Origin of the sequence: Clostridioides sp. ZZV15-6383 (assembly GCF_020657735.1) — a bacterium.
GTDB lineage: Bacteria > Bacillota > Clostridia > Peptostreptococcales > Peptostreptococcaceae > Clostridioides > Clostridioides difficile_D.
On record NZ_JAGWCV010000009.1, the window covers coordinates 72,819 to 93,554 of the forward strand.

Genomic DNA, 20,736 nt, shown 5'->3' on the forward strand with positions numbered 1-20,736 from the left:
ATATCACAATTTTAAGATAGGAGTTGAGTCATATGGGAGATTTTAGCACATATTCTAAAGATGATGTTATTTTTTTATTAAAAGATATATCAAATTTAATTGAGGAAGAAGGAAATAAAGAGAGAGAATTAAAAATACAAAATGGCAGACATTATTCAGAAATGATACCAATAGAGTATGAGGTTAGTGAAGATTATCTGAATTTATATCATGAGAAACTGAGAGAAAATAAAGATAAGCTTGCATTTTCTATAGGCGTTATGTGTGAAAAAATAATAAAAAAAAATGGTAATGATGTAGTGTTAGTTTCACTTGCTAGAGCAGGAACACCTATTGGTATTTTGGCAAAAAGATACTTAAGAAATAAGTATAATGTAAATTTACCTCACTATACAATCTCTATAATAAGAGATAAAGGAATAGATATGAATGCAATTGAATATATAGTAAAGAATCATCCAAGTTCAAAAATTCAATTTTTAGATGGGTGGACTGGCAAGGGAACTATATCAAAAGAACTTGAAAAAGCATGTGATGAGCTTAATGTTAAATTTAAAAAACACTTTGACTCAACTCTTGCTGTATTAGCTGACCCTGCTGGATATTCAGGACTTTATGGAATTAGAGAAGACTTCTTGATACCAAGTGCATGTTTAAACTCAACTGTTTCTGGATTAGTAAGTAGAACTGTATTAAGAGAAGATTTAATTGGTAAAGATGACTTTCATGGTGCTAAGTTCTATAGACATTTAAAAGATAAAGATGAATCTATAAATTATATAGAAACTATAGAAGAATGTTTTAAAAATCAATTTAAAAATATATCTGATGAAGTCGAAAAATGGGAAAGTGATATTATAACAAGAGATGGATATTTTGATGTTTTAAATATAAAGGAAAAGTACAGTATAACAGACATTAACCTTATCAAACCAGGTGTTGGGGAAACAACAAGAGTTTTACTTAGAAGAGTTCCATATAAGATTCTTGTTAAAGATTTGAATGACAAATCTTTAGAGCATATATTCGTATTAGCTAAAGAAAAAAATGTTGAGGTTGAACAAATGGATTTAAAAGCCTATAAATGTTGTGGAATAATAAAAAATATGAAAGATGTTTAGAAAATATATTAGACAGGAGAAGACTGAATGATTGTTTTTTCAGATTTAGACAGGAGTATTATCTACTCTGATAAATTTTTAGATACTGATAAGGAATATACTAATATAGAAATTTATAGAGAAAAAGAAATATCTTATATATCTTTAGATACTATAAATTTAATAAAGCAAATACAATATTATGGTATGTTTATACCGACAACTACTAGAACAGTAGAGCAATTTAAGCGTATAGAATTTAATAAATATGGAATTTACTTTCCTTGGAGTATAACTTCAAATGGAGGAATTATACTTAAAGATAATGAAATATTGAAATCATGGAGTGAAAAAATAGATAAATTAAAATCTGGCTATGAACCGATTGAAAGTATGATTGATAACTTTAGAGATTATTTGAATATAGATGGAATAACTAATTTTAAAGTTGCAGAAGATACATTTTTTTATATAGTTGTTGATTTCTCAAAATTTAATTTGGACTCAATCAAAGAGTACATAAATATATTGGAGTCAAAAAATTGGAGGTTCTATGTGAGTGGCAGAAAAATCTATTTTATACCAAAAGAAATTTCAAAAGAAAATGCTATAAAATACTTGACCGAAGAATTAGGAATAGAATTTTTTTATGCAATTGGAGATTCTATTATGGACCAGGGTATGCTTAATATCTCAAATAAAGCTTATGTGTTAAAACATGGTGACATAAACAAAAATGAAATAAGAAATTCATTTATATCAAGTTCTTGTAATGGAATGAGTGGAACTGAAGAGATACTATCTAGCATTTTAGATGAAAGTTGCCTGCTTAATATATAATTACTGACATATATAAATAACGAATTAGAAAAATCTGAAATAAATTATAATAAAGTTTATCATACTAATTTATTTCAGATTTTTATCAATTTATATTTAAGTAAGAATTCAATATATTAAAATGAAGGTGGAGTCATTGCCCAGACTGAGATACATACATTATCATCGTAATTTTCATATACATGTGGGATAGTACTGTTAAAATAAAAACTATCTCCTTCCTCCAATATATATTCCTTATTTCCAAGTGTTATCTTCATTTTTCCTTTTATTATATATCCACATTCTTCTCCTTCATGTGTCACAAATTCACTATTTTTTTGTGTATGACCATCTAGTGTAACAAGTATAAATTCTATTTTTTTACCAGATAAATTAGGAACAAGAAGTTCATAAAATTTTGTAGAATCATTAGTTACTATTTTTTTTCGATTGTTTTTCTTTACTACTATATCGGAGTCATCTCTTCCAATCTCATCAAAGAAATAACCTATATTTATATCAAGAGCTTTTGATATTTTCCACATTGCTACAATTGATGGAACAACCATATTGCGCTCAATTTGACTTATTAAGCCCGTACTTAAATCTGAGTTTTTTGCTAAAGTAGAGATACTGATATTTTTAGATTTTCTAAGAGCTCTAATTTTACTTCCTACGTCTATATTCATTAGATACAAACCCCCTCAGAAATGATTATAACATATAATTTCTAAAGATTAATAAAATAAAAAAAGTTTTGCAATACATGTATTTTTTCTGCTATATTGAATTTTCTGAAAAAATGCATTATAATAGTATTAATATTCAATATATTGAATATTAATATCGATATTTTAATTTAATGAAATGGAGGTAGTTAAGATGAAGAGTTTTGTAAGTCCTGATAATATTTGGGTGTTATGGGCAGTTATAACTGGCTGGGCAGCATTTAGTATTTATTTGGAACAAAAGTACAGTTGGGCATCAAAGGTGTCAGGAGCAATAATAGCTCTTGTAGGGGCAATGTTATTATCGAATCTAAATATCATACCAGTAGAGTCTGTTGTATATGACCAAGTATGGGGATATGTTGTTCCTTTAGCCATAGCTTTATTGTTATATCAATGTAACATTAAAAAGATATGGAAAGAAAGTGGAAGATTACTCGTAATATTTCTTGTAGGTTCTGTAGGAACTGTGCTTGGATCTATGATTGGATTTTTAACATTAAAAAATGTAGTACCAGATTTAAATATTGTTGCAGCTATGATGACAGGTTCTTATATAGGTGGAAATGTAAACTTTGCAGCTATGTCAGGAGCATTTGATGTACCAGGAGAATTAGTATCAGCAACAGTTGTAGCAGATAATCTTTTAATGGCATTATATTTCTTTGTTTTAATAGCTATACCATCAATTGGATTTTTTAGAAAACATTTTAAACATCCACATGTAGATGAGATGGAAAGTATAGGTGTAACTGAAGGAGAAACAATAGCAGCAAATTACTGGGGAAGAAAAGAAATATCCTTAAAAGATATAGCAATAGCTATTGGTAGTGCTTTTATAATTGTTGCAGTATCTGTAGAACTATCCACTTGGTTCAAAGCCATAATACCAACATCAAATCCTTTTTTAGCAATGTTAAATACTTTATTTGGCAATCAATATCTAATAATAACTACTTTGACTATGTTATTTGCTACATCTATGCCTAATTTCTTTAGTGATATAAAAGGAGCACAGGAGTTAGGTACATTTTTAATATACATTTTCTTTGTTGTAGTAGGTGTTCCTGCTTCAATACCATTAATAATTCAAAAATCACCATTACTACTTTTATTCTGTGGAATAATGGTACTAATAAACATGTTAGTTACATTTATAGTTGCTAAAATATTTAAGTTTAGCTTAGAAGAAGCTATTCTTGCATCTAATGCAAATATTGGTGGACCTACAACAGCAGCAGCTATGGCAATATCAAAAGGATGGTCTAAACTAGTAGGGCCAATACTTATAGTAGGGACATTTGGATACATAGTAGGAAATTATTTTGGTCTTTTAGTAGGAAATATTTTGATATAATTTTACGTGAATAAAAAAAGTTGTTTTTTTAAAAGATTTTTATATAATTGGAGGTTGTTATGATTTTCGATGGACATTCAGATACTTGGGCAGATGTAACAATAAGAAGGCTTAACGGGGAGAAAGATGTATTTAGAAGAATACATCTTGATAACTTTAAAAGAGCGAATATAGAGGGAGCTATTTTTGTAATATGGATAGACCCTCCATATGATAAAGAACCTGAAAAAAGAGTTAAACAAATTATAAGCTGTATAAAAGATGAAATTGAAGATATGAAAGATGTTGTAAATATAGTAAAAAAGTATTCAGATATAGATAAAGGTTTAACTAAGAATAAAATAAATATTTTAATAGGACTTGAAGGGTTAAGTCATATTGGAAAAAATATAGATTTAATAGATTATTTTTATAAGGAAGTTGGTGCAAGACATGCATCATTAACTTGGAATGAGCAAAATGAACTTGCTACAGGATGTTCAGGAGATGAAAATCGTGGTCTAACTGAAATAGGGAAAAAAGCAGTAAATAAGATGGAAGAATTGGGCATGATAGTAGATGTATCACACTTGAATGAAAAGTCATTTTGGGATTTAATGTCTATTGTAAGTAAGCCAGTTATAGCTTCTCATTCTAATGCTAGGAGTTTATGTGATGCTAAAAGAAACCTTACAGATAATCAATTAAAAGAAATTTCAAATACAGGTGGATTAGTAGGAATAAATAGTTTTAGAGGATTTACTAATAGTAATCCCAATAAGCAAGATTTGATACACTTAGTTGACCATATAGACTACATAGTAAATCTTATAGGTATAGAACATGTATCTTTTGGCTTTGATTTTAGTGATTACTTAGGAAAAGAGACTATAGGTTCTTTTACTGAAAATACTAGTGTTCCAAGTGTAGATGGTCTTGAAAGTACACATACAGCACATAATATAGTAGTAGAACTTGAAAATAGAGGTTATAAAAAAAGCGATATAGATTTAATTTCTAGTGGCAATTTTTATAGACTCTTTAAAGATATACTAAAATAATATAATAAATAAATTAAATTAATAAAACATTATCTTTAAACAACAACATCTACATATTCAAATTAGTGTTTATAGTTTATTTTATAAAATTAGATTTTTAATGTTACTAGAAATTTCAATTCTAGTAACATTTTTTTGAAAAAAACAAATATATATACGTATTGACAATGATAATTATTATTGATAGACTATAAAAGTGAAAATGATAATAATTTTCATTTTAATTAAGCAGAGATTTTCAAGGAGGGAGAATGAAAAAAAGGTATTTAGTCATAGGAATAATAATTTTGTCTTATTTTTCTTTATTTATAGGAGCTGAAGATATAAATATAATGCATATATTTGCAAAAAATCAGCATAAACTTATGATATTTGTCATGAGCAGAGTACCAAGGTTAATAAGTATATTGATTGCAGGTATAGGGATGAGTGTAGCAGGTCTTATAATGCAACAGATAAGTAAAAATAAATTTGTATCACCTACGACAGGAGCTACAATAGATGCAGCTCAATTTGGTATAGTAATATGTATGCTTTTAGTGCCAACTGCATCTATTTTTACAAAGACCATAATAGCGTTTATATTTTCTCTTGCAGGGACTTTTATGTTTATAAAAATAATAAGGAAGTTGCAATTTAAAAATATAATCTTTGTACCATTAGTAGGTATAATGTTTGGAAATATAATAGGGTCTATGACAGATTTTATTGCATACAAATACGATTTGAGTCAAAATGTAAGTTCTTGGATGCAAGGTGACTTTTCTATGATACTTAAAGGAAATTATGAGATATTATATATCACGATACCTCTTATAATATTAGCATATATTTATGCAAATAAATTTACTGTTGTTGGTATAGGTATGGATTTTGCAACAAACTTAGGTCTGAGTTACAAAAAAATTGTTAATATAGGTCTGATAATAGTAGCACTTGTTACAGTATGTGTAGTCGTTACAGCTGGCAATATCCCTTTTATAGGTTTAATAGTTCCAAATATTGTATCCTTATATATGGGCGATAATATAAGAGCAAGTATATGGTATACTGGTCTATTTGGAGCGATATTTGTACTTATATGTGATATTTTTGGAAGGATTATCATTTATCCATATGAAATATCTATAGGGCTTACAGTTGGTGTTATAGGAAGTATACTATTCCTTTATTTAGTGTTAAGGAGGAATGTAAATGAAGCTTAGTCTCAATCAAAAAATTTATTTTGTGAGTACATTGCTATTAATATCAATGGTACTTTTTGTAATCTATGGAATAGACATGAATCATTTAGAATATGCATTATCACAAAGAATACCAAAAATACTTGCTATGGTATTAGGTGGAGGATGTATAGCGTTTACTACTGTAGTGTTTCAAACAATTACAAATAATGAAATATTAACACCAAGTGTACTAGGATTGGATTCATTATATGTAATGATTCAAACTATAATAGTATTTATATTTGGCTCAACTAGTAGTCTGATTATAAATGAGAATTATAACTTTATCATTAATGTAACTATGATGATTGGAGCCTCAATGCTATTGTATAAAACATTATTTGAAAAGAATAAAAATAATATTTTCTTTTTAATCCTAGTAGGGATGATATTTGGAACATTATTTAAAAGTGCAACAACATTTATTCAAGTAATGATAGACCCAAATGAATTTTTAGCTTTGCAAACTAGCATAATGGCCAGTTTAAATAATATAAATACGAATGTACTGTTAATAGCATCTATAATAATTATTGCCATAATACCTTTTATATATGATGAAATAAAATATTTAGATGTATTATCATTGGGTAAAGAGCAAGCAATTAATTTAGGTGTAGATTTTGATAAAGTAGTTAAAAAAATGATAATACTGATAGCAGTTTTAGTCTCAATATCAACAGCACTTATTGGGCCTATGACATTTCTAGGGCTTTTACTTGCCAATATAACTAGAGAAATTTTTAAAACATATAAGCATAAATATTTAATTTTTGGTTCTATGTTGATAGGAATGATTACATTAATAATAGGTCAATTTTTCATACAACATATATTTAAGTTTGATACAACTTTAAGTGTAGTAATAAATTTCATAGGAGGAATTTACTTTATTCAATTACTACTAAAGGGGGCAAATAGATGATAGAGATAAAAAATATATTTAAAAAATATAAGAATAAAAATGTTGTAGATGATGTTTCTTTTAATATAGAAAAGGGAAAGATAACATCTTTTATAGGTCCAAATGGAGCTGGGAAAAGTACAGTGTTATCAATAGTTACAAGGCTTATAGGAGGTGATAGTGGAGAAGTAATAATAGAAGGAAAAAGCTTGATTAATTACAGTAATAAAGAATTGGCCAAAAAAATAGCCATTCTTAAGCAATCTAATAATATAACTTTAAAGCTTACGATAAGAGAATTAGTTGGATTTGGAAGATTCCCATATAGTGAAGGTAATCTAACTAAAGAGGATGAAAATCATATTGATGAAGCAATAGAATATATGAAGTTGACTGATATACAACATAAGTATTTAGATGAGTTGAGTGGAGGTCAAAGGCAAAGAGCTTATATAGCAATGGTAATAGCTCAAGATACAGAGTACATATTGCTTGATGAACCACTAAATAATTTAGATATGAATCATTCAGTTCAAATGATGAAGGTACTTAGAGGTCTTTGTGATGAGTTAGATAAGACTATAGTATTAGTAATGCATGATATAAATTTTGCATCATGTTATTCAGATAATATAGTTGCATTAAAAAATGGAAAAGTTGAAAAAGTAGGTCGTACAGATGAGATAGTCAATGAAAAAGTTTTAGAAGATATTTACGAAATGAGCTTTAATATTAAACATATAAATGGAAATCGAATTTGTATCTATTTCTAAAATATTATATATAGAATAAACATATCTTATAAAAAATTTTAAATCAGAATAAAGATTAACAAGAAAGAGGGAGAGATTAGTATGAATAAAAAAGCAGCAATAGTAGCAGCAGTAGCTATAGTAGGATTAGTGGCAGTATTTGCATTGGGTGGAAGTAAAAAAAATGAATCAAAAACATCAGAAAATTCAAATGATACTATAAAAATAACTCATAGTTTGGGAGAAACAGATGTAAAGTTGAAACCTAAAAAGGTAGTAGTATTTGATTATTCAGCTCTAGATACAATGGATACATTGGGTGTAGCTGATAGTCTAGTAGGACTGCCAAAGTCGAGTTTGCCAGCATCTTTAGAGAAATATAAGGATGAAAAGTATGCAGATTTAGGTGGATTAAAAGAACCAGATTTAGAAGGTATAAAGTCAGCAAATCCAGATTTAATTATAATAAATGGAAGACAGGAAGATTTTTATGAGCAATTATCAAAAATAGCACCAACAATAAGTACAAGCAAAGACAATAAGAAGTACTTAGATTCTGTTAAAAATAATATAAATAAAATAGCAAAAATATTTGGAGTAGAAGAAAAGGCCAATCAAGAGCTTAGTAAAATTGAAAAGAAAATAGAGACTCTAAATAAAAAAGTAACAGAAAGAAATTTAAATGCTTTAACTTTAATGGTGAATGAGGGTAATTTAAGTGTATTTGGTGAAGAATCAAGATTTAGCATATTATACAATAGTTTTGGATTTGAAAATAAAGATAAAAATATAAAAGAATCAAGTCATGGACAAAATATTACCTTTGAGTATATAGCTAAACAAAATCCAGAAGTTGTATTCGTGATAGATAGAGGAATAGCTACTGGTAGTGATGTAAAGGATAGTTCAACAGCAAAATCTGTTTTAAATAATGATATAATAAAATCTATGGATGCATATGAAAATGATAATATAATATATTTAGATTCGCCAACATGGTATGTAAATGATGGAGGTCTAGCATCTTTAAATAAAATGATAGATGATGCTTCAAAAGCAGTCAATAAATAAATCAACCATTTGTAGTAAACATATTTTGTTTATTACTTATTTGGGGGTGTCTCAAAATGAACTTTTTAGTTCATGAGGCACTTTTTTTTATGAAATCAACTATATTTTAATCATTTAAACAAGAAAAAGAGGCTTATCTTATTTTGAAACAGCTACTTTTTTATAGACTAAGCAATAATTTTAATTATAATGATAGAAATGTATTCAAAATCTAATAAAATATAAAAATATACTAGACAAAAAGAATAACTTTTAAATATAATTAAGGTGTACAGATGTATATCTATATAGTCATAAATGTATGATTTTAATAAGTATTTTGTAATTAGAAATATTATAAATTGTACTAAGAAGTAATAATCTATAAGAACTCATATGTTAGAGAAAAGCTTTTATATGTAGAGCTAATTCTAAAAATGAACTATGAAGAATAAGGTTTTATATATTCTAATTGTATAGAAAATTTTATTGGAGATTCATGTATATTATTTGAAAAAATAATATACATGAATCTCCAATAAGCGTGAAAAAAGACATAGAGAATAGAGGTATTTTATGAAGAGATTTTTGAGGGTAACTATCTTAGTTTTATTTATTTTATTGATTTCTATAAGTTTCATTTCTATTAAATTGATTCATAATATTGGTGATTATGGGAAACTGATTAATTATGTTGGTATTGTTCGTGGAGCTAGTCAACGATTGACTAAATTAGAGATGAACCATAAACCAAATGATGAATTAATAGAATATATTGATGGAATCTTAGATGAATTGATTACAGGAGATGGAAAATATGGTCTAGTAATCACTGATAGTAATAAATATAATAAGGATTTGTTTTTACTAGAAAAAAAGTGGGAAGATTTAAATATTGAAATAAAAAAAGTAAGAATGAAAGAAGATACTAGTCAGTTATTAAGTATAAGTGAAGAGTTTTTTTCTCTTGCAAATGATACAGTATTTGAAATAGAAAACTTTTCTAGAGAAAAAAGTGATTATTTAATGACTTTAATAATAATTATATCTATTATAGGCATATTAGCATGGACAATATTGATTATACAGTATAATAAAAAAATGATTAAATTGGAAAAATTAAATGTAGATTTAAAAAACATTGCATATAAAGATGAACTCACAGGGGCAAATACTATAGAAAAATTTAAATTGGATGCAAATCAAAATATCTATAGGCATAAGGATAAGAAGTTTGCTATATTCTATATTGATTTTGAAAATTTTAAATACATTAATGATATATTTGGGTATGATTATGGTGATATGATACTGAAACGATATGCTAATCTTATGATGGGTGATATTGGAAAATACGAAATATTTGCTAGAGAAATTGCAGATAGATTTGTTGCTTTAAGATGCTATGTAGATAAGGAGGATTTAGTAATAAGGCAACAAGTTGTAGATAATGAACTGATTAATATCACAAATGAAATTAAAAACAAATATAGCATTACTATTGTTAGTGGAATCTGTTGTATTGAAGATGTAAATGAAAAACTAAACATAGATGACTTAATAAATCGAGCAAATTTTGCACAAAAAACTGTTAAGAATAAACCAGGTACTAATTATGCTTTTTACAATGAAAATATTCGTAAAAAAATGATTGAAGAAAATACAATCAAGAGTAGAATACATGAAGCTATTGAAAAAAGAGAATTTATAGTTTATTTTCAGCCTAAAGTTAATTTACATAATCAAAAAATAAATTGTGCAGAAGCTTTAGTACGTTGGCTGACTCCAGATAAAGGTATTATATCTCCAGCAATATTTATTCCAGTGCTTGAAAAGGATTTTTTTATTGCTTTAGTAGATAAGTATGTTTTTGAGGAAGTTTGTAAATGGATTAGAAAGAGGTTAGATGAAAACAGACTTTTTGTTCCGATATCAGTCAATGTTTCCAGAATACAATTCTACAATACTAAATTTGTAGAAACTTACTCCAATATAAAAAATAAATACAATATACCTAAAAATACTATAGAAATTGAATTTACAGAGAGTGTAGCTTTCGAGAATCAAGAACATCTTTTGGAAATTATACATGACTTGCACGACAATGGATTTACTTGTTCTTTAGATGATTTTGGAAAAGGTTATTCATCTTTGAGTGTTTTAAAAGATTTACCATTTGACGTTTTGAAGCTTGACTCCATGTTTTTCAAGGCTAGTTTAGATAAAGATAAAGAAAAAATAGTAATAAAAAATATTGTACATATGCTAAAAGAACTGAATATCACAACTGTTGCTGAGGGTATTGAATGTAAGGAGCAAGTTGAATTTCTTAAAGATATTGGGTGTGATTTAGTTCAAGGATTTGTATTTTATAAACCAATGCCAATATTAGAATTTGAAGAAATATTGGATAAAGAATTTGTTTATAATAGCTAAAATATATTTTATAAAATATGTGTTAATTAAATAAAATTATTGTATACTGAATAAAGTTTTGCTTTATTTACTATTTAAAAATGTACAAATATATAAGTATTTGAAAAATCACCATTATATAAAAATTAAAAAGAAAATAAATAGTTGTTAGATAAAAAAGAGACCATGAGGAAATTTACTCATAGTCTCTTAAATAATATACTTATTTTCTTCCTGCAACCCATTTTAAGCCCCAATGGAACTCAGTATCCATTTCTCTGTGACCTTTAAAGTATTTAACTACCTTTTCAACACTGAATGTCTCATCATTTACATTTTCTATCAGTGCTATTGAACACATATTATAGCCATTTTTATGTTCATCAAGTTTAACAACTAAGTCTGAATCTTGTTTTTGTTTTATTGTTACAATTCCATCAGCTTCAGACCAATTGGCTACACCTTCATAGATAAAAGCATAAATAAGTATTCTTTTTATTTCTTTTATTTTATTACCATTTATTCTTAAATTTTCTCCTTGTGTATTACTTCCTGTTCGGTCATCTCCATCTAATTGAGCAAAAGGTGGATTATCTAAGCTACCAAAAGAATTGCCTAATGCCTGAACAGCACCTTTTACACCGTTTTTCATTTCAAATAGGCAACCCAAATCTAAATCTATATTTCTGCTTCTTAAAGAGCCAAAAAAACCCTTTTTTTGTACTTTTTGATTCCAATTTAAATTAACTAAAATTTCACCTAAATCGCTATTTTCCTTCTTTGTAAGATTTATTTTTTGTCCCTTTTTTAATTCTATAGCCATAGTAATTTTCCTCCACAAACATAGATTTATTTAAATGGTAGCATTTAATAAGTCAATATTCAACAATATTAGAATAATAATATTAAAATTATATTAAATATACTAAAAAATAGGAATTACAATGCCTTTGTATTTTTCTTCAATTAAGCTTCTTGCCTTATCTGATGTAAGTACATCTTGTAGAACTTTAATCTTTTCGCTATCTTTATCCTCAGTTCTAAATGCTAAAAGATTTGCATACTCATCATTTATAGGAGCTGTATAAATTCCATTTTTCTTGGCATCAAGACCAGCAGGTACTGCATAAGTAGTATCTATAAATGCAGCAGTTACATCTGGAAGCGAAGATGGAATTTGAGCAATATCTAACTCTTTGAATTGTATTCCTTTTGGATTTTCTATTATATCTTTCGGACTAACTAATCCATCACCTTTAGGCAAAGTTAAAAGTCCAATGCTTTCAAGGTATCTAAGGTTCTTAGAACAAGAAGAAGGGTTATTGCTTATTGCAATTGTATCTCCTTTTTTAAAGTCATCAACAGATTTTATCTTATAAGAGTAAAGTATTGCTGGGCATACATATAGTTTTTTACCAGCCATTATTTTGTAACCTTTAGCTTTAACTGCTTCTTTTAGATAAGGTTCATGTTGGAATAGATTTGCATCAATTTCTCCATTATTTAAAGCTTCGTTTGGAAGTATGTAATCATCAAAGTTTTTAATTTCTAAAGTATATCCCTTTTCTTTAATAAGTGGTTTTAATTCTTCTAATAACTCTCCACCTGGAACTAAAGTAGCACCAACAACAATTTTTTTATCATCTTTAGGTTTAGAACATCCAACTATAGATAAAGTGAATACTAGACATAACAACAAACATAATAATTTTTTGAATTTCATATAAATTCCCTCCTGAATATAATTGATTAGTTAAAAATAAAATACTTTCTTTTATCACACTGCGAATAAAATAAGCCTGAGTTTAAACTCAGGCTTTAAAAGCTAATTTAGACTCATCTTTCAGTATAATACTGCAGGATTTAGCACCAATGTATATAAAAATATACTGGTTGCTGGGTTTCATAGGGCCAGTCCCTTCACCACTCTGGATAAGAAGTATCAATTTTTAATTATGTTATAAATATTATCATGATTTTTTATATCTGTAAACATAATTTTGTAAATATTTTAAAATCTTTAATATCCTCTATTTAACACCTAAGATTCCAGAAACTAGAATATCAGTATCAGCACCTAAGAAATAATCATTTATTTCAATAGAATCTAAAGTATTTCTTAAAGCATTTTCTTCATGTCTTGTACCAATAAGTATATCTTCAACAAATGAAACATCACGTTTTCCAAAAAAATCTCCAAAAAATTTTATAGTGGTTATTATGCCTTTATCAACATTTAAATTGAATTCAACATTTCCACCAGAATATTTTAATTCATTTGAAAGAGTATATTTTGGTGAATTACCAAAATTCCAATCCCAAGTTTCATATTTTGATTTAGTAAGTTTTTCTATTTGTTCTATATCATACTCACTTAAACAATAATTAGTATTATCAGTATTTGTTTTAGAAAGATAATTCATTATTGCATCTTTAAATTCTATTATGTTCATTTTATCTTGTAGGTGTTCACTTATATTAGTTACACGAGATTTTACAGATTTTATTCCCTTTCCTTCGAATTTTATAGGTTTAACTTTTAATGCTTTTGAAAGGTCATTTATCTCAGATGAAAATAAAAGTGTACCATGATGCATCACTTTATTTTTGTAGTTATATTGAGCATTTCCAGAAAATTTCTTACCATCTATAAGAAGGTCATTTCTTCCAGAAAATTCAGCATTGACATCTAATGTTTTAAGTAAGTCTATTATTGGTTGAGTAAATCTTTTGAAATCACTAAAACTATTATTATTACAAGCTATGAATGTAAAGTTTATATTTCCTAAATCATGAAATACAGCTCCACCACCAGATTGTCTTCTAACAACAGGTATAGAATGCTCTTTTATATATTCTAAGTTTATTTCAGAGAGTGTGTTTTGATTTTTTCCAACAATTATAGAAGGTTCATTCCTCCATAAAATAAATAAGTCTTCATCAAAGTTTTTTAGAAGATATTCTTCCATTGCTAAATTGAAATAGGGGTTTGTTTTTTCATTGTAAATTAATAACATTAAAGTAAGTCCTCCATAGAATTGATAAAATTTTTTTGATAGCATTAGTACAATTAATTTTATAATTCGACAATAATATAAAAAGTCCTTTAAATTAGAAATTTCAAACAATAAGATTATTTTTAATTGATTGTAATGTGTTTTAAACATAATTAAAAAAAATATGGTGTTTTTTGTAAAAAATAAGTAGAAATTTTTAAAACTAACTTGCAAAGTTTAAATAAATAATATATACTCAAAATATATTTAATAAAAGTGAATAGAAGGGTAGAGGCGCAATAATCTATCAGTACTAATAAGGAGTTAAGCACAAAGAATTATTAGGAAAGGAGATATTGCCGAAGTTTTATAATCGATGCTTTAAGATTATATTGCTGGGGGTACATAGAAAATGTGTACAACTGTCACAGGTTTATTTGTGGTGAGCTATCATTTAAGGAATTATATTATATTTATTTTAATATTGTTGATGTATTGTAATGTTTAAGCCTTGAGTGTTTATCACTCAAGGCTTTTTTAGTTTTATCATAACATAATACCCTGCATAGTTCACAAAATTAAAAAGAGAGGGAGATTTATATGAGAAATAAAACAAATTAATATTATTTTTCTGACGACAATTATGTTCATAATGTCAACAGTAATGGTTTTTGCAGAAGAGGATATAGACACTATTGCACTAGCTAATGCAGAAAAATTTGGAATCTTAACTTTAATAATTTGGTTTAGGAGCGATAATATCTTTTGCTACTGGAACAGCTTATGGTACAATGGGTATACTTATGCCACTGGCAATACCACTAGCATACTCATTAAATCCTGACATGTCTTATGTAATAGCAAGTACTAGTGCAGTTTTAACAGGTGCAATATTTGGAGACCATTGTTCTCCAATTTCAGATACAACAATACTTTCTTCTTTCACCTTTTATTATGATTATTTTGTTAGTTTTTAGATGATTTTAAAAAGTTATTGAAAATAATAGCGAAATATAGTAAAATAAAAGAGTGATAAGCGGATGTGGCGGAATTGGCAGACGCACTAGACTTAGGATCTAGCGCCATTGGCGTGGGGGTTCGACTCCCTTCATCCGCACTTTACAGTACTTAATTGTGCTGAAAAAAACTGGGGTTGCTGGCTTTCGGAGTGGGCTATCCCGTTTTTATTTTTTGATAAATAAATCAAATACTATATAATATCTTCTTAAGAGTATTTTTATAATAAATATACAAAAGCACGTTAAGTGCTTTTTTTGTTGTATAAAAATATATTTAAGTATAAAGTTCTATATGTTTATTAGCAATATAAAATCTTATAGTAACTTATTTTAAAAATCTTATTTTTCACAAAGATAAAATTGCAAACGATTCTATCACATGTATGAATATACTTTTAACATAATATAGTAAATTACAATATAACTTTACTTTTAGTATTTTGTATGGCATGCTAATAATAAATTAAACAAATATATTATTTCGCATTAATATATAACATACAGGTGTAAAAGTTAATAATATAAAAGTAATATAATTGATAATAAAAACTTAACAAAAAAATTAATACATAAAAAAAAATAAATATAATTTGTTGACATTTAATTGAAATATTCATACAATAAAATTGAAAATAAATATTTCCAAACGAGATTAGCGAGAGAGACCTTTTTACAAAAAGGCGCCGAAGAAGAAATTTAAGAAATGCCAATTCTTAGAGAAGCTTTCAGGCAAAAATATCGCTAATTGATGGGACTCTGGAGAGACTTAAGTTAAGATACTATAAGTCACCGAAGAAGCAAAATAATATTAAATTATTAAATCTTTCAGGTATACAAACAGGGATATATAGGCTAGGATTATTTTCCATGTTAATATATCTTTTTTTTATGAAAAAGTACAGGAAATAATGTCAAAGTTACTTAAATATAGTAGGTCTAATTTTGTAGGGAGGGTTATATATGAATGAATTGAAAAGAGTATCTTTGTATAATATACACAAAGAGCTTGGAGCAAAACTTGTTGAATTTGCTGGCTGGGAAATGCCTTTAGAATATGAAGGTATAAATAAAGAGCATGAGATGGTCAGAAAAAGCGCAGGTATATTTGATGTATCTCATATGGGAGAGGTACAAGTAAAGGGAGTAGAGTCAGAAAAATTTATACAAAATCTAGTTACAAATGATATAAGCACATTAAAGATAAATGACATTATATATACACCTATGTGTTATGAAAATGGTGGAGTAGTTGATGATTTATTAATATATAAATTTAGTGAAGAAGATTATTTATTAGTAATAAATGCAGGAAATATAGATAAAGATGTAACATGGATAATAAAACAAAGTGAAGGATACAATGTAGATATAAAAAATGTATCTAATGAAGTGAGTCAATTAGCAGTTCAAGGACCTAAAGCAGAAGCAATTCTTCAAAAAATTACAGACATAGACTTAAAATCAATAAAATTTTATAAGTCAATGCCATCAACAAAAGTATGTGGTTTACCTTGTTTAGTTTCAAGAACAGGATATACGGGAGAAGATGGATTTGAGATATATTGTAAAAATGAACATGTAGAAATAATTTGGAATGAAGTTTTAAAGGTTGGACAAGAAAATATATGCCCAGCTGGACTAGGTTGTAGAGACACTTTAAGGTTTGAAGCAGCACTACCTTTATATGGTCATGAAATAAATGAACGCATATCTCCACTTGAAGGTGGTTTATCTATTTTTGTGAAGACAAATAAAGAATCATTTATTGGAAAATCAGTTTTAACAGAAGAAAAAGAAAATGGAGCTAAAAGAAAATTAGTAGGATTTGAAATGCAAGGCAAAGGGATGCCTAGAAATGGATATGATATAAAGGTTGGTGATAAAACAGTTGGTTTTGTAACAACAGGATGTGCATCTCCAACAACAGGAAAAATATTAGGCATGGGAATTATAGATTCTGAGTATGCAAAAGTAGGAAATGAAATAGGTATAGCAATCAGAAAAAAAGTTGTTCCTGCAATGATAGTTAAGAAACCTTTTTATAAAAAACAATATAAGAAAGATAATATTACATTAAATGAAGAAAATAAGTTTTCATATATACCTGCCACAAGTGAAGATAAATCAAAAATGTTAAAAGTAGTTGGATTAAATTCAGTTGATGAATTATTTTCAGATATACCAGATGAAATAAAATTAAAAAGAGATTTAAATTTGGAAAGTGGAAAATCTGAATTAGAGGTAAGTAAAATAGTAAAGAGATTGTCAGAAGAAAATTTAAGTTTAGAAGATTTAACTTGTTTTCTTGGAGCTGGTGCATATGACCATTATATACCATCAATTATAAAACATATAACTTCAAGGTCTGAATTTTATACAGCATATACTCCATATCAAGCTGAAATAAGTCAAGGAACTTTGCAAGTAGTATTTGAGTTTCAATCTATGATTGCAGAAATTACAGGTATGGAAATTGCAAATGCATCAATGTATGATGGAGCAACTGCTGCAATAGAAGCCTGCATAATGGCAATGAATCAAACTAGAAAAAGTAAAATAGTGGTGTCAAAAACTACACACCCTGAAACTTTGTCAGTATTAAGAACTTACTTACAATATAAAGATTGTGAGATAGTAGAAGTTGACTTTTGTAATGAATATGGAACTACAAATATAGAAAAATTAAGAACTTCTGTAGATAAAGATACAGCATGTGTTCTTATACAGACTCCTAATTTCTTTGGAATTATTGAAGAAATGGAAGAAATAGAAAAGATAACTCATGAAAATAAAGCTATGTTAATTATGAGTGTAGACCCAATATCATTAGGAGTTTTAAAAACACCAGGTGAGATAGGAGCAGATATTGTTGTTGGAGAGGCTCAATCACTGGGAAATCCTCTTAATTTTGGAGGTCCTTATGTAGGATTTTTAGCTAGCAAATCTAAGTATACTAGAAAAATGCCAGGGAGAATAGTTGGTCAAAGTTTAGATACAGAAGGGAAAACTGCATATGTGTTAACTTTACAAACTAGAGAGCAACATGTAAGAAGAGAAAAAGCAACTTCTAATATATGTTCAAATCAAGCTTTAAATGCTCTTGTAGCTTCAATATATATGGCTACTATGGGTAAAGAAGGATTTAAAGAGGTTGGTATGCAATCTATGAAAAAAGCACATTATGCTTATAATAAACTTATACAAACTGGAAAATATAAGCCAATGTTTAAAGGTAAGTTTTTCAAAGAATTTGCTGTACAAGGAAATCTTAATATAGAAACTATAAATAATAAACTCTTAGAAGAAAATATATTAGGTGGTTATAATTTAGAATACAATTACCCAGAGTTAGAAAATTCAACTTTACTTTGTGTGACTGAGAAAAGAAGCAAAGAGGAAATAGATAAGTTAGTTGGAATAATGGAGGGATTATAATGAAAGAATATAATAGTTTGTTGATAGATATATCTAAAAAAGGTAGAAAAGCATATTCGCTTCCAAAGTTAGATATAGATGATATAAAAATAGAAGATATGATTGACCAAAGTATGGTAAGAAAAAGCGAATTAAATTTACCAGAAGTTGGTGAATTAGAATTAATTAGGCATTATACTCTATTATCAAATAAAAACTTTGGAGTTGATACAGGTTTTTATCCTTTAGGTTCTTGTACTATGAAATATAACCCTAAAATAAATGAAGATATGGCAGCACTTCCAAATTTTACTGGAATACATCCGTATCAACATTCAGATACAGCACAAGGTTCTCTTTCTTTAATGTATGATTTATCAAATAGACTTGCAGAAATCACAGGTATGGATGAAGTTACATTACAACCTTCAGCAGGTTCACATGGTGAATTTACAGGGCTTATGATTATAAAAGCATATCATGAAAATAGAGGTGACCATAAGAGAACCAAAGTTATAATTCCAGATTCTGCCCATGGAACAAATCCAGCAAGTGCAGCTATGGCAAACTTTGATGTTATTCAAATTGTATCTGATAAAAATGGAGCTGTAGATATAGATGCTTTAAAAGAAGTTTTAAATGATGAAGTAGCAGCTCTTATGCTTACTAATCCAAGTACTCTTGGTTTGTTTGAAAAAAATATAAAAGAAATAGCCACTCTTGTACATGAAGCAGGAGGACTTTTGTATTATGATGGTGCGAATATGAATGCTATTATGGGGATAACAAGACCTGGAGATATGGGATTTGATGTAGTTCATCTTAATCTTCATAAGACTTTTTCCACTCCTCATGGAGGAGGAGGGCCAGGAGCTGGTCCTGTTGGAGTTAAAAAAGAGTTGGTACCTTTTTTACCAATACCAGTAATTGAAAGAAAAGAAGATAAGTATGTATTAAATTATGATAGAGAAAAGTCTATTGGAAAAATTAAAAACTTCTATGGTAATTTTGGAGTGCTTGTAAGAGCTTACACATATATATTAACTATGGGAAGAGATGGGCTTAAAGAAGCTAGTGAAATGGCCGTTTTAAATGCTAATTATATAAAGGAAAGTATAAAAGATGATTATATTTTGCCAATAGATACCTTATGTAAGCATGAGTTTGTATTAGGTGGATTACCAAGAGGAGAAGCAAATATAAAAACTATTGATATAGCAAAAAGACTACTAGATTATGGATACCATCCTCCAACAATGTACTTCCCTCTTATTATAAATGAGGCACTTATGATAGAGCCTACAGAAAGTGAGAGCATAGAAACATTAGATAGTTTTATAGAAGCTATGAAAAATGTTGCAAAAGAGGCAAAGGAAAAGCCAGAACTATTGAAAAATGCTCCACATAATACTATAGTCAAAAGAGTGGATGATGCAAGGGCAGTAAAAAAACCTATATTAACATGGTCACAAAGGTAAATAATTAAAAAAATAGAAATTTAAAATATAAAGAAAGTTACATTTATAAGAAAAAGCTATCTAACTTAATCTAGTTTAGATAGCTTTTTCTATGTATTGATATGTATGATATTTACTATTAAAGTTTTAAATTATGTGAGTATCTATATAGAATATTGTTATAATGATTATAATAACAAAAGTCATAAGAATGAGGGGAATTTATTTTGGCATAATTTTTTAGCTTAAGAGAAACTTAACTAAAATATATCGAAATTCATAAAAATTTAGGAAATCTTAAGAATTATAAGTCGTAAATCCTGACTCTTATGCACATCTTACTCTGCATGCAATCTACTCTTTTTAAGGCAGGATGATAGCCTGATAATTCAACAACACATCAAACATATCAGAGATAGAAGATGAAGAGGAGGGGATAGTAGTAGAGGACAGTGA

Annotated in this window: 15 protein-coding genes, 1 tRNA gene, 1 pseudogene and 3 riboswitches; of the genes and pseudogenes, 13 read left to right on the forward strand and 4 right to left on the reverse strand. The window is 27.6% G+C overall.

Going from position 1 to position 20,736, the window contains the following annotated elements; translation table 11 throughout:
• Positions 1–32: 32 nt before the first annotated feature.
• Positions 33–1,121 carry a cysteine protease StiP family protein gene (locus KGF42_RS05580; protein WP_227821747.1) on the forward strand — a complete coding sequence of 363 codons (1,089 nt, stop codon included), beginning with the start codon at positions 33–35 and terminating at the stop codon, positions 1,119–1,121.
• Between the two features lie 27 nt (positions 1,122–1,148).
• Positions 1,149–1,940 (forward strand): HAD hydrolase family protein, encoded by a 792-nt coding sequence (locus KGF42_RS05585; RefSeq protein ID WP_227821748.1) that lies wholly within the window; start codon positions 1,149–1,151, stop codon positions 1,938–1,940.
• Positions 1,941–2,056: 116 nt separating this feature from the next.
• Here the strand turns inward: KGF42_RS05585 and KGF42_RS05590 are convergent, their stop codons facing one another.
• Positions 2,057–2,611 (reverse strand): cupin domain-containing protein, encoded by a 555-nt coding sequence (locus tag KGF42_RS05590; RefSeq protein ID WP_065388303.1) that lies wholly within the window; start codon positions 2,609–2,611, stop codon positions 2,057–2,059.
• Positions 2,612–2,804: 193 nt separating this feature from the next.
• On the opposite strand from KGF42_RS05590, the gene KGF42_RS05595 reads away from it, so the two are divergent.
• The 7 genes from KGF42_RS05595 to KGF42_RS05625 all read left to right on the forward strand — a co-directional run bounded on the left by KGF42_RS05595 (position 2,805) and on the right by KGF42_RS05625 (position 11,415).
• Positions 2,805–4,007 (forward strand): DUF819 family protein, encoded by a 1,203-nt coding sequence (locus KGF42_RS05595; RefSeq protein WP_227821749.1) that lies wholly within the window; start codon positions 2,805–2,807, stop codon positions 4,005–4,007.
• A 59-nt stretch (positions 4,008–4,066) separates the two neighbouring features.
• Positions 4,067–5,047 carry a membrane dipeptidase gene (locus KGF42_RS05600; RefSeq protein WP_227825950.1) on the forward strand — a complete coding sequence of 327 codons (981 nt, stop codon included), beginning with the start codon at positions 4,067–4,069 and terminating at the stop codon, positions 5,045–5,047.
• 251 nt (positions 5,048–5,298) lie between these two features.
• Entirely contained in the window at positions 5,299–6,252 is a 954-nt protein-coding gene (locus KGF42_RS05605; RefSeq protein WP_227825951.1) for an iron chelate uptake ABC transporter family permease subunit, read from the forward strand.
• Positions 6,242–7,198: an iron chelate uptake ABC transporter family permease subunit gene (locus KGF42_RS05610; RefSeq protein ID WP_227825952.1), complete on the forward strand. Its 957-nt coding sequence runs from the start codon at positions 6,242–6,244 to the stop codon at positions 7,196–7,198. The genes KGF42_RS05605 and KGF42_RS05610 overlap by 11 nt, the downstream gene beginning before the upstream one ends.
• Positions 7,195–7,950 (forward strand): ABC transporter ATP-binding protein, encoded by a 756-nt coding sequence (locus KGF42_RS05615; protein WP_054273646.1) that lies wholly within the window; start codon positions 7,195–7,197, stop codon positions 7,948–7,950. Before KGF42_RS05610 ends, KGF42_RS05615 begins: the two co-directional genes overlap by 4 nt.
• 81 nt (positions 7,951–8,031) lie before the next feature.
• Complete coding sequence (locus KGF42_RS05620) at positions 8,032–9,000, forward strand: ABC transporter substrate-binding protein (protein ID WP_227821753.1); 969 nt, start codon at positions 8,032–8,034, stop codon at positions 8,998–9,000.
• A gap of 555 nt (positions 9,001–9,555) precedes the next feature.
• A complete protein-coding gene (locus tag KGF42_RS05625) occupies positions 9,556–11,415 on the forward strand; it encodes a putative bifunctional diguanylate cyclase/phosphodiesterase (protein ID WP_054273648.1) in 1,860 nt (619 codons plus the stop codon).
• A gap of 202 nt (positions 11,416–11,617) precedes the next feature.
• Here KGF42_RS05625 and KGF42_RS05630 read toward each other — a convergent pair whose 3' ends face one another.
• The 3 genes from KGF42_RS05630 to KGF42_RS05640 form a co-directional block, all read right to left on the reverse strand.
• Entirely contained in the window at positions 11,618–12,217 is a 600-nt protein-coding gene (locus KGF42_RS05630; RefSeq protein WP_227825953.1) for a TerD family protein, read from the reverse strand.
• A 102-nt stretch (positions 12,218–12,319) separates the two neighbouring features.
• The gene (locus tag KGF42_RS05635; RefSeq protein WP_227821754.1) at positions 12,320–13,117 is read right to left on the reverse strand and encodes a MetQ/NlpA family ABC transporter substrate-binding protein; all 798 of its coding nucleotides are present in this window, start codon (positions 13,115–13,117) and stop codon (positions 12,320–12,322) included.
• Between the two features lie 110 nt (positions 13,118–13,227).
• A riboswitch (SAM riboswitch) is annotated at positions 13,228–13,333 on the reverse strand.
• A 91-nt stretch (positions 13,334–13,424) separates the two neighbouring features.
• The gene (locus tag KGF42_RS05640) at positions 13,425–14,411 is read right to left on the reverse strand and encodes a lipoate--protein ligase (protein WP_227821755.1); all 987 of its coding nucleotides are present in this window, start codon (positions 14,409–14,411) and stop codon (positions 13,425–13,427) included.
• A gap of 260 nt (positions 14,412–14,671) precedes the next feature.
• Positions 14,672–14,848, forward strand: a riboswitch (Lysine riboswitch).
• A gap of 282 nt (positions 14,849–15,130) precedes the next feature.
• Between KGF42_RS05640 and KGF42_RS05645 the strand changes: the two are divergent.
• From KGF42_RS05645 to gcvPB, 4 genes and pseudogenes are all read left to right on the forward strand, one after another.
• Positions 15,131–15,331 (forward strand): annotated as a pseudogene (locus KGF42_RS05645) (Na+/H+ antiporter NhaC family protein); the annotation flags it as partial.
• A 95-nt stretch (positions 15,332–15,426) separates the two neighbouring features.
• Positions 15,427–15,507: transfer RNA gene (locus tag KGF42_RS05650), tRNA-Leu, on the forward strand.
• A 548-nt stretch (positions 15,508–16,055) separates the two neighbouring features.
• A riboswitch (glycine riboswitch) is annotated at positions 16,056–16,160 on the forward strand.
• Positions 16,161–16,369: 209 nt separating this feature from the next.
• The gene (gcvPA, locus tag KGF42_RS20425) at positions 16,370–18,844 is read left to right on the forward strand and encodes an aminomethyl-transferring glycine dehydrogenase subunit GcvPA (protein ID WP_255650930.1); all 2,475 of its coding nucleotides are present in this window, start codon (positions 16,370–16,372) and stop codon (positions 18,842–18,844) included.
• Entirely contained in the window at positions 18,844–20,301 is a 1,458-nt protein-coding gene (gene gcvPB, locus KGF42_RS05665) for an aminomethyl-transferring glycine dehydrogenase subunit GcvPB (RefSeq protein WP_054273653.1), read from the forward strand. The genes gcvPA and gcvPB overlap by 1 nt, the downstream gene beginning before the upstream one ends.
• The last annotated feature ends 435 nt before the right edge of the window (positions 20,302–20,736 follow it).

Excerpts from the sequence above, each read along its gene's own strand:
- KGF42_RS05580 (WP_227821747.1), top strand. The coding sequence starts at position 33 with ATGGGAGATTTTAGCACATATTCTAAAGATGATGTTATTTTTTTATTA.
- KGF42_RS05585 (WP_227821748.1), top strand. The coding sequence starts at position 1,149 with ATGATTGTTTTTTCAGATTTAGACAGGAGTATTATCTACTCTGATAAA.
- KGF42_RS05590 (WP_065388303.1), bottom strand. The coding sequence starts at position 2,611 with ATGAATATAGACGTAGGAAGTAAAATTAGAGCTCTTAGAAAATCTAAA.
- KGF42_RS05595 (WP_227821749.1), top strand. The coding sequence starts at position 2,805 with ATGAAGAGTTTTGTAAGTCCTGATAATATTTGGGTGTTATGGGCAGTT.
- KGF42_RS05600 (WP_227825950.1), top strand. The coding sequence starts at position 4,067 with ATGATTTTCGATGGACATTCAGATACTTGGGCAGATGTAACAATAAGA.
- KGF42_RS05605 (WP_227825951.1), top strand. The coding sequence starts at position 5,299 with ATGAAAAAAAGGTATTTAGTCATAGGAATAATAATTTTGTCTTATTTT.
- KGF42_RS05610 (WP_227825952.1), top strand. The coding sequence starts at position 6,242 with ATGAAGCTTAGTCTCAATCAAAAAATTTATTTTGTGAGTACATTGCTA.
- KGF42_RS05615 (WP_054273646.1), top strand. The coding sequence starts at position 7,195 with ATGATAGAGATAAAAAATATATTTAAAAAATATAAGAATAAAAATGTT.
- KGF42_RS05620 (WP_227821753.1), top strand. The coding sequence starts at position 8,032 with ATGAATAAAAAAGCAGCAATAGTAGCAGCAGTAGCTATAGTAGGATTA.
- KGF42_RS05625 (WP_054273648.1), top strand. The coding sequence starts at position 9,556 with ATGAAGAGATTTTTGAGGGTAACTATCTTAGTTTTATTTATTTTATTG.
- KGF42_RS05630 (WP_227825953.1), bottom strand. The coding sequence starts at position 12,217 with ATGGCTATAGAATTAAAAAAGGGACAAAAAATAAATCTTACAAAGAAG.
- KGF42_RS05635 (WP_227821754.1), bottom strand. The coding sequence starts at position 13,117 with ATGAAATTCAAAAAATTATTATGTTTGTTGTTATGTCTAGTATTCACT.
- KGF42_RS05640 (WP_227821755.1), bottom strand. The coding sequence starts at position 14,411 with ATGTTATTAATTTACAATGAAAAAACAAACCCCTATTTCAATTTAGCA.
- gcvPA (WP_255650930.1), top strand. The coding sequence starts at position 16,370 with ATGAATGAATTGAAAAGAGTATCTTTGTATAATATACACAAAGAGCTT.
- gcvPB (WP_054273653.1), top strand. The coding sequence starts at position 18,844 with ATGAAAGAATATAATAGTTTGTTGATAGATATATCTAAAAAAGGTAGA.